This window comes from Proteobacteria bacterium CG1_02_64_396, from assembly GCA_001872725.1.
Lineage (GTDB): Bacteria > Pseudomonadota > MNWR01 > CG1-02-64-396 > CG1-02-64-396 > CG1-02-64-396.
On sequence record MNWR01000087.1, the window covers coordinates 1 to 9,310 of the forward strand.

A 9,310-nucleotide genomic window follows, 5' to 3' on the forward strand; every position below is an offset into this window, starting at 1 on the left:
CGTTCAAGCACCCCACACCCCACCACGAGGGCGCCATGGCCAAGGGCAATCCACCGAAGACCATCCACTGCTTCGCAGCGGGCACCCATACCTCGATGGGTGGCCAGACCCTCACGTTCGGTGAGGACGACATTCGGGCCACCATCGACGCCTACGACCCGGACCTCCATGAGGCCCCCCTGGTGGTGGGTCACCCCCAGCACGACGCCCCCGCCTATGGCTGGGTGCGCAAGCTGAGCGGCGAGGGAGGCAACCTGGAGGCCGAGCCCCACCAGGTGAACCCCGACTTTGCCGAGATGCTCGGTGCGGGCGCCTTCAAGAAGGTCTCCGCCTCGTTCTACCCCCCCACCTCGCCCAACAACCCCGTCCCCGGCGTGTACTACCTGCGTCACGTGGGCTTCCTCGGCGCGCAGCCCCCAGCCATCAAAGGGCTGCGTCAGTTCGAGTTCGGGGATGGCGACGAGGTGGTGACCATCGAGTTCGGCGAGTGGGAGGACGAGATCGAGGTGGGGATTTTTCGCCGCTTGCGCGAGTGGTTGATCGAGCAGTTCAGCGGCGAGGTCGCCGACAAGATCGTTCCCACCTGGGAGCTCGACCAACTGCAACGCGATGCCCTGAAACCCGATGCCCTGAAACCCGAGGAGGGGGGGGCGTCGTCCTCCTACTCCGAAACCGATCTCCCGAAGGAGGACGACGTGGACGAAAAAGAGAAGAAGGAGCTCGCCGATCTGCGGGCCCAGAAGAAGAAGATGGAAGAGCAAGAGGCCGCCTTCGCCGAAAAGCAGCGCGACCTCGACCGCAAAGCCCGTCGCGACGATGCGACCGCCTTCGTCGAAAAGCTGGTCGCCGACGGCTGCCGGGTGCTCCCCGCCGATCAAGCCGGGCTGGTCGCCTTCATGACCGCCGACGCTCCGACCGATGTGATCGAGTTCGGCGAGGGTGACGAGAAGTTCAAGGACACCGGAGAGGCCTGGTTCAAGGGGTTCATCAGGCGGCTGCCCCGACAGGTCGAGTTCGGCGAGGTCTCGGCGCAGGGTGACGAGGGCGGTGAGGGGGCCGGATATATCCCCCCGACCGGTTTCTCGGTCGACCCCGAAAAGGCCCGGATTCACCGCCAGGCCCTCGCCTACGCCGAGCAGCACGGGGTCGATTACCTGGTCGCCGTGCAAAAGGTGGGCGGTCGCTAAGGCGGCTACACCCCCATCCAACGCATTTGCCTATTTATATATAGGAGACAGTCATGAGCCAGTCCATTGCCACCTTGACCCTGATCTTCACCGCCTCCGGGGCGGTGGCGGCCAATCGCGCCATCGGCTTCGACGGCGCCCAGGCCACCGTGCAGGGTCAGAAGGTGCAAGGGGTCAATCGCTATGCGGCCGCCGACGGCGAAGACGGGGCCGCCGAGGCCTCCGGTACCACCGTCATCGAGACCGGCGGCGCCTTCAGCGTGGGCGATTCTTTGATCGTCGATTCCAGCGGTCGCGCCATCGCCAGCACCGGAGCGCTTGCGGTCGCTGCAGGGGCCACCGCCGTCACCAGCTCCGCCGCCAACGGGGCGATCCTGACCGGCGGCGATCTTCCCGAGTACATCTTCGCCGACGCCCTGGAGGCCTCCGGCGGAGCGGGCGAATTCCGCGAGGTTTTCTTGCGCCGCTGAGCGCCGTTCACGACACGTTCAATACCTTTCAATACCTGTTCACGCTTCGCAAAGGAGCCACCCATGAAACGCTTGGCCCACCTCCTCGACCGGGATGTCCTGGTCACCCTCGTCATGCTGCTGTTGGGCGCTGTCCTGCTGATCGATCCGCTCTGCCTTGTCGCCCACGCCGATCCGCTCGGACTCGGGGCCGGGCTGGTCTTTGCCGGGGTCTTGAGTCCCGGCCAGGCGCGGGTGATCGATCCGATCCTGAGTAATGTCGCCCAAGGGTATCGCGACCCCGGCTTCGTCGGTCACAACCTCTTCCCGTCGGTGCCCGTGCAGGTATCCGGGGGTCAGGTCATCGAATTCGGCGCCGAGGACTTCAAGCTCTACAACGCTCGTCGAGCGCCTGGCAGCAACACCAAACGGGTCGAGTTCGGATACCTGGGCAAGCAGTACTCGCTGTTCAATGAATCGCTTGAGGGCAAGGTGCCCGACGAGATCAGCCGCGACGCGGCTCGCGTCCCCGGCATCAACCTGGGTACCCGCGCCGTCAACAAGGTGATGAAGATCCTCCGGCGCAGCCTGGAGGTCGAGCAGGCCGGGGTGGCGTTGAATGCCACCAACTACGACGCCAACCACAAACTGGCTCTGTCGGGGGTCACCAAGTGGACGGCCTCCACCGGCACCCCCTTGCCCGACATCGAGGATGGCAAGGAGGCGATCCGCGCCTCGATCGGCATCCGCCCCAACGTGTTGCTGTGCTCCGCCGTCGGTTTCAACGCCCTGCGCTACCACGCCAGCGTGGTCGACAAGTTCAAGTACACCACCCCCGATTCGATCACCGAGGAGATGCTGGCCCGTCTGCTGCGACTGGATCGGGTAGTGGTGGGCGAGTCGATCTACTACGACGAGACGGCCGCCGCGAACAAGGACATCTGGGGTAACAACGCCGTGTTGGCCTACGTCGCCCTGGGGTCGATGGACCAAGAAGAGCCGAGCTACGGATACACCTACACCATGGAGGGACACCCCATGGTCGAGGAGCCCTACCGCGACCGCAACGCCAAGAGCTGGATCTACCCGGTGACCTACGAGCGCAAACCGGTCCTCTCCGGCATGGCCGCCGCCTTCCTCTTCCAGAATCCCGCGTAACGGTCCCAGGCCGGGGCAACCCGGCCTGGTGCTCACCCCGAATCAACATAGGAGGCCGACATGGCCAAGGCGTTTTACGAGGTGTTCACCCCCCTCAAGCAAAAGGACGGGTCCAAGCACCGCCCCGACGACGGCTTGATCGAGCTGGACGATAAGGAGGCCAAGGAATTGGTGGGGGTTGGGGCGCTGCGCAAGGTGCCGGAGATCCCCGCTGCCAAGATCACACCGGCAGCCCCAGACCCCAAAAAGGTCCAGCCCAAGAAGGCAGCCCCCGAAGCGTCGGCCCCCGTGGGGGTAGGCGCATCCGCCGAGGTCGCCAAGTAACCCATGGGCGTCTACCTCACCATCGACGATCTGCTCGCTTACCCCAACGGCGCGCTCGATCTGGTCGACCTGACCGACAGCGCGGGCACCGGCAGCCATGACGCCGCCAAGGTGGATGCGGCGATTGCCACGGTCGACTCCGAAATCGATGGGGCGTTGCGGGGTCGCTACACCCTGCCGATTGCGCCGGTGCCCGAGGTCGTCAAGGGCATCGGCTGCGACCTGGTCTGGGATCGCCTCTGGGCTGGACGCACCGCCCCCGAGGATGTGCGGAGTCGAGCCAGCGAGGCCCGCAAGCGTCTGGACAAGATCGCGAGCGGCGTCATCAAGCTCGATGCGGCCACCGCCACCAGCGCCGCCGTGGTCAACTTCCCCGAGGCGACCAAGACGGCCGCCGACCGGGTGTTCAGCGCCGACACCCTGCGGAATTTTTGATGAGTCGCCACAGCGATTTCGAGGACGGGGTGGTCGCCATGCTCGCCCCGATGCTGCTCGCCAACGGGGGGGCGCTGCGCGACATCGAGCCCTTCCCCGATATGGACCTGCAAAAAGCGTTCAAGCAGGTGTTGCGCAATCTCCCCGGCGCTTTGTTCGTCAGTACCGGGATGCGCCCCGGCGCGCTGCGCACCCAGGCCCAGCAGGACCAGGAGTTCTCGGGGTTGCTCATCTTTGGCGCCCGCAGCCTGCGCAATCCGACCGATGGTCTGCGCCGGTCCGAGGGGGTCTACGACCTGCTGGACCAATCCCGATCTCTGCTCAACGGCCAGCTCTTGGCCGGGTTCGGAACCTTGACGGCGGGGCAAGAAAAGCCCATGGCCGGGGGGGCCGATCAAAACAGTCAACAGGCCGCCCTCTGGGCGCAAGCCTGGTCCGTCGTCCGATACTGAATAGGAGGCCGTCATGGCCAATGTTCGCTCCAATCAACGTGCGCTGCTGCACGGTCGCCAGACCTCCCCCGGCGTAGCCGAGGCCCTGACCCCGGCCACCCACGGGATTCCCAAGTTTTACAACCTGCAACGCTTCAAGCCCGACCTCAAGCCGATGGCGAACGACAACCAAGCACGCGACGGGTGGGGCCACAACGATCCTCAGTTCGACACGGGCGCCCAGGTCATTCCGATTAAGTTCGATATCCCCCTGTGGGCCCCCGCCGCCAACGGCGCCCCCCTCCCGGTGGTGGGCGAGATCCTCTCGGGAGCGTGCCAGATGACCGAGACGATCAACGCGGGCGACGTCGTCTACGAACTGCTCGAACCGACCGACTACTTCGCCGCCCCGAGCTCGACCTTCTATGGCTACGAGCGAGGCAAGAAGTACGTCGCGGCGACCGCCCGAGGCACCGCCACCCTCAAGGGGGGGGTGAACCAGCCCATTCTGCTGAGCGTCGACGCGCGCGCCCCCTTCGTCATGCCCACCGCCGGAGAGGTCATCCCGGCGGGCATCCCCACCGCCACCGGCACGCTGTTGCTGTTCACCAGTGGCCTGGCGGTCACCGCCGATGGGTCGACCATCAGCATCACCCAATTCGAGCTCGACTTCGGCTTGAAATTCGAAGACGACCCCCGCTCCGGCGGTGTGACCGTGGTGGTCACCAACGCCATGCCTACCCTCAAGATCGGTCGGGATGCCGTCGCCTCCGAAAAGGAGTGGGACTCGATCCTCGCCGCGACCAGCGTCCATTTCGTCTTCACCTGGAACGGCGCGGTGCTCGACATTCCGACCGCGATCAAGAAGGACTCGACCCCCGTCGACCACAAGGGGACCGAACTTTCCGACGAGGTGTGGGAGATCCACCACGCGGTCGGGGTCTCCCCCTTCTCTCTCACGGTGACGGCGCCAGCCCCGTAAGACGAGACCGTCGCGTTAAGCACCCTTTAACACCCCAAAAACACCCCAAAAAGAGGTCTCCCATGCTGAGAATTGCCGGTCGCGATTGTGAATATGTGCTCACCGCCGAGCGCGATCTACCCAAGGAAGAGCAAACCGTCTTCGTGTTGCGCGAGCTCAACGCCGTCGAGCGCAAGGCGCTCGATTACGACCAGCCCGGTTCCCCCTTTCGCCTCAAAAAGGAGCAGCTCGAAGGGGGCGCAAAAGGGGAGATGGTGCTCGTGTACGACATCCCCCAATCCGACGACCCCGCGACGACCCGGCGCAACAACGAGGCGCTGGCGGCTCACCGCAAGGCCTACGCCGGGTACCTGGTGGAGGTGTTCCGCAGGGGGGTGCGGGAGGTCCGCAACCTGACCGACGGCCAGGGCAAGGCGATCACCCTCAGCGGCCCCGAGGCGGCCGAGGCGATTCGCGAGCCCGAGGTGTTCGAGGAGATCTTCAGGGCGTTGACCGAGCACAACACGTTGTCGGAGACCGACCGAAAAAACTAAGGCGGGCGGCCTTGGCCTGGGCCTCTGGCAAGTCGTGTGGGAAGTGCCCGCGTGCCGATTTCGGCGGCGGCGGTGCGGGTAGGATGCCCGCCGACCCCGACGACTGCGCCGCCCAGGACGATGACGACTACTGGGTGCCCCTCGACGACCGGGGGCTCGGCTGCCCGGTCCGTCTGCTGCCCGAGTGGGAGTTGGTCTTTCATCTGTGGGCCTGGCGCGAGACCAACCCCCTCCCCGGCGGACCGCTGGGACAACCCGCCTGGCAATTGGACGCCCTGCACCTCATCGCCGCCGCCGAGGCGGACCTACGAAAGCACGAAGACAAGTTACATCGAGAGGGCCGACCCGAGTGATCGCTAAAGAGATGACCCTGATGCTGAAGATGCTGGGCGACTCGACGTCGGTGGTAGCGTCGTCGAAGTCGGGCCAGACCTCGGTGCGGGCATTCAACGGCGAGGTCGACCAAACCGATAAATCGGGGCGCAAAGCCAGCGCCTCGATGGAGCAGATGTCGGGCACGGTCAACACCCTCAAACGGGTGGTCGGCGGTTACCTTTCCCTGCGCTTCGCACACCAGTTACTCGAAGCCAGCGCCGTCCAAGAGCAGGCAGTCGCCTCCCTCGACGCCTCCCTCGCCTCGATGCATCGCACCACCGCCGGGCTCAGCGGCCAGTTGCAAACCCTGGCCAGCGAGGTGCAGCGGGACGGCATCATCGGCGATGAGGCGATCATCCGGGGCCAGTCCTTCCTGACCACCTACGGCCAGATCACCGACGACATGCTCCCCCGCGCCACCCGGTTGATGGCCGACCTGGCCGCCAAGATGGGGGGCGATACCGTCCAGGCCGCCAACATGGTCGGCAAGGCCTCGATGGGGATGGTGGGTGAGCTGGCTCAAGCGGGGATCACCTTTAGTGAGGAGGCCAAGAAGGGCAAGGACTTCGCTCTGATCTTGGCCGAGATGGAGGCCCAGGTCGGGGGGGTCAACGCCAGGCTGGCCGCCACCGACTCGGGACGCATCAAACAGCTGCACAATAACCTCGGTGACCTGCAAGAGGTCGCGGGGGCCGCCCTGGCCAAGGCCCTGATCCCGACGGTCGACTACCTCAACAACGAGTTGATCCCCACCCTGTCGGTCGGCGCCCCCGCCGCCATGCAGTTCATGGTCGACGGCTGGCACATCCTCAAGGTCGCCGGAGGGCTGGCCCTGGCTGGGCTGATCACGGGCACCGTGCTGCTGCAAGAGACCTTTGCGGGGGTCCTCACGTGGATGGCCGATGCGGGCGATCGCACGATCCAGACGCTGCTTGCCCCTCTCGACACCATCGCCGCCGGTTTGCAAAACGCCCACGTCGACCGCTTGGTCGCCCTGGGGGACGAACTGGCCGGTGTGTCGGCCGGGATCAAGGCGAGCACCGCCGAAACCACCGGATCCGTCCGCGTGTTCGGGGCCGAATTCGACGCGGCGGCCCAGCAGGGTCGGGCGTTCCGCGATGCGGTGCTCGGCGAGGTCGATCAATCGCTCCAGATTGTGGTGGGGTCGGCCGAGGCCGCCGCCCGTTCGGTGGCGCAGCTGGGCGACACCGCCCAGCAGACGGCGGCGGGCATGACGGTGTTGTCGTCCGCCGAAGAGCAGGTCGCCGCCAAGACCCAGGCGCTGATCGACAAACTCACCGGTGCCAGCCAGAGCAAGACCGAGCAGATGCGGGCCGATTACGAGGCGCAGCGCGCCGAAGTGCTGGCTCTGGCCGCCACCACCGACGAGACCGAAAAACGGCAGGCCGACCGTCTGGCCGCCCTCGATGCCGGGTGGAGCAAGTACGTCGACAGCGTTGTGGCCGGAACCCAACAGATCGACACCGCCGTGCAGAAAACCTGGGAGGCGGTCGATCTGTTGCTGGCCGAACTCGACCGAGCCACCGATCCAGCCAGGATCGCCGAGCTGGAGAGGTTGCTGCAAAAGCTGACCACCAAGCAACCGACCCCGCCCGTGGCGACCGAGACACTGAGCCTGTGGAAGAGCACCGCCGACGGGATGCAGGGGTATATGGCCTCGGCATTCGAACAAATACAAAGCAAGGGACGGGTCTCGTTCCGCGACTTGGGGGACACCCTCAAACGATCCATGATCGGCGCCATCAGTCAGATCGAGTCCCAGTGGCTGATGTCGCGGATGTTCGGTGCCCCCGGCGAGGACGGAAGCTTCGCCCTGGCTGGCGCCAACCCCTGGGCGATGGGCGCTGTGGCCGGGGGGCTGTTGCTGGCCGGTGGGCTGTTCGGGGGCGCAGAGGCCTCGGGGCCTAGCCCCTACCAAATCGCCCAACAGGAGGCCTTGCAGGCGGTCGACAGCGACCTCGCACGCCTGACCGCCAGCGGCGCGGACTGGACCACCCAGGTCAACGAGGCCCTCGACGCCGTACAGCAGTCCCGCATGGCCACCGAGCAACGGGTCGACGCCGAGGACCAGCTGCGTCAAGCCGTGATGGGGCGCTACGACGCAGAGACCCAGCGTCTGAACGACCTGGGGGCGATCTATCGAGACCTGGGCAACCAGGCGGCGAGTTTGCGAGGGCAGATTGCCAAGGATCGCCAGTCGTTGATCGGCGCGCCTGATACCTTGCAGAGCCTGGAGGGTCAGCTCGCGGCCATCGTGGTGAACCAGGCGCCGGTTCGGCCGGATCAAACAGTGACGGAAGCACAGGCCGCCATCGCGCAGATGCAGGCCCGGAAGGCCGAGATCTACCACCAAATGATGGCCGACTTCAACGGGAACCGGAGTCTGGTCGATTATCTCCTGGCCAATCCGCAGCTGCTGACCGATCCGAACGCCCCCAACGCTGGCGTGATGCAGGAATACTGGGCACTGCCGTCTCAGATCTCGCAGGCCCAAGCCGACCTGCCTCGGCTTCAAGCCGCATGGGACGCCTATACTCTGGCGACGGTGGCCGACACATCGCTCAAAGAGCAGCAGATCAAGCAACTGTCGGCGCTGCGCGATGCCACCTTGAGCGCGGTCCAGGCCCAGGTGCAGCTCGAACAGAAGATGATCGACACCGCCGATGCGATTCACGGCACCCTGGCCCGGATTCGATTCGAGGCGCTGACCCCAGTCCAGCAGGTAGCACAGCTCGAAACGCAGTGGCAAACCCTGCGCGATCGCGCCCAGACCGCCACCGGCAGCGAGTTGGCCGCCCTCGGCGATCAGCTCAACGCCCTGGCGCCGCAGCTGCTCCAGCTCGAGCAAAACGTCTACGCCAACGGGATCCAAGCGCTCGATGCCAACCAGATGGTGCTGAGCGACCTGGCGGCCGTGGAACAACGGCTGCGCGAACAGGCCCCCGCCAACTACCAAGAGCAGGCGGACAACCTGCTGGCGGGCATCGACGGCAAGCTGCTCGACATGGGGCAGATCTTCACCGACGGGCAAAACGCGGTGGCTGCCGAGATCGCCGCCATGAATAGCGCGGTCACGACGTTGCTGCGGGCGATCAAACAGGGGCTGGGTATCCCGGCTCGTGAGGGTCTGCACTACGTCCCCTACGATGGCTTCCAGGTCACCGCCCACGCTCGCGAGGCCGTCCTGACCGCCGATCAGGCGGACGCTTGGCGCGCCAATGGCCACCGGGTCAATGCGGCCCCGGTGGCGATTCCGGTACCCGCCCCGGTCGAGATCCCCCGTCCCGTTCCAGTCCCGGTGCCGGTCTCCATACCCTCGACCTCGACCTCCACGATCACCGCGGTCACGACGTTGCTGCGGGCGATCAAACAGGGGCCGGGTATCCCGGCTCGTGAGGGTCTGCACTACGTCCCC

The 9,310-nt window shown here is 65.8% G+C and carries 9 protein-coding genes and 1 pseudogene; all 10 read left to right on the top strand.

All coding sequences use genetic code 11. The annotated features are described in order from the left end of the window. Nucleotides 1–35: 35 nt before the first annotated feature. Nucleotides 36–1,187 (top strand): hypothetical protein, encoded by a 1,152-nt coding sequence (locus AUJ55_10145; protein OIO55499.1) that lies wholly within the window; start codon nt 36–38, stop codon nt 1,185–1,187. Between the two features lie 53 nt (nt 1,188–1,240). Next, the gene (locus tag AUJ55_10150) at nt 1,241–1,657 is read left to right on the top strand and encodes a hypothetical protein (GenBank protein OIO55492.1); all 417 of its coding nucleotides are present in this window, start codon (nt 1,241–1,243) and stop codon (nt 1,655–1,657) included. Nucleotides 1,658–1,870: 213 nt separating this feature from the next. Continuing rightward, entirely contained in the window at nt 1,871–2,794 is a 924-nt protein-coding gene (locus AUJ55_10155) for a hypothetical protein (GenBank protein ID OIO55500.1), read from the top strand. A gap of 60 nt (nt 2,795–2,854) precedes the next feature. Further along, entirely contained in the window at nt 2,855–3,118 is a 264-nt protein-coding gene (locus tag AUJ55_10160) for a hypothetical protein (GenBank protein OIO55493.1), read from the top strand. Nucleotides 3,119–3,121: 3 nt separating this feature from the next. Continuing rightward, nucleotides 3,122–3,553, top strand: coding sequence for a hypothetical protein (locus AUJ55_10165; GenBank protein OIO55494.1), 432 nt, complete (start codon nt 3,122–3,124; stop codon nt 3,551–3,553). Beyond that, the gene (locus AUJ55_10170) at nt 3,553–4,005 is read left to right on the top strand and encodes a hypothetical protein (protein OIO55495.1); all 453 of its coding nucleotides are present in this window, start codon (nt 3,553–3,555) and stop codon (nt 4,003–4,005) included. The genes AUJ55_10165 and AUJ55_10170 overlap by 1 nt, the downstream gene beginning before the upstream one ends. A gap of 13 nt (nt 4,006–4,018) precedes the next feature. Further along, nucleotides 4,019–4,966, top strand: coding sequence for a hypothetical protein (locus AUJ55_10175; protein ID OIO55496.1), 948 nt, complete (start codon nt 4,019–4,021; stop codon nt 4,964–4,966). Nucleotides 4,967–5,028: 62 nt separating this feature from the next. Continuing rightward, nucleotides 5,029–5,499 carry a hypothetical protein gene (locus AUJ55_10180; GenBank protein ID OIO55497.1) on the top strand — a complete coding sequence of 157 codons (471 nt, stop codon included), beginning with the start codon at nt 5,029–5,031 and terminating at the stop codon, nt 5,497–5,499. A gap of 83 nt (nt 5,500–5,582) precedes the next feature. Continuing rightward, nucleotides 5,583–5,852 carry a hypothetical protein gene (locus tag AUJ55_10185; protein OIO55498.1) on the top strand — a complete coding sequence of 90 codons (270 nt, stop codon included), beginning with the start codon at nt 5,583–5,585 and terminating at the stop codon, nt 5,850–5,852. Beyond that, a pseudogene (locus tag AUJ55_10190) lies at nt 5,849–9,310 on the top strand (hypothetical protein). Before AUJ55_10185 ends, AUJ55_10190 begins: the two are co-directional and overlap by 4 nt.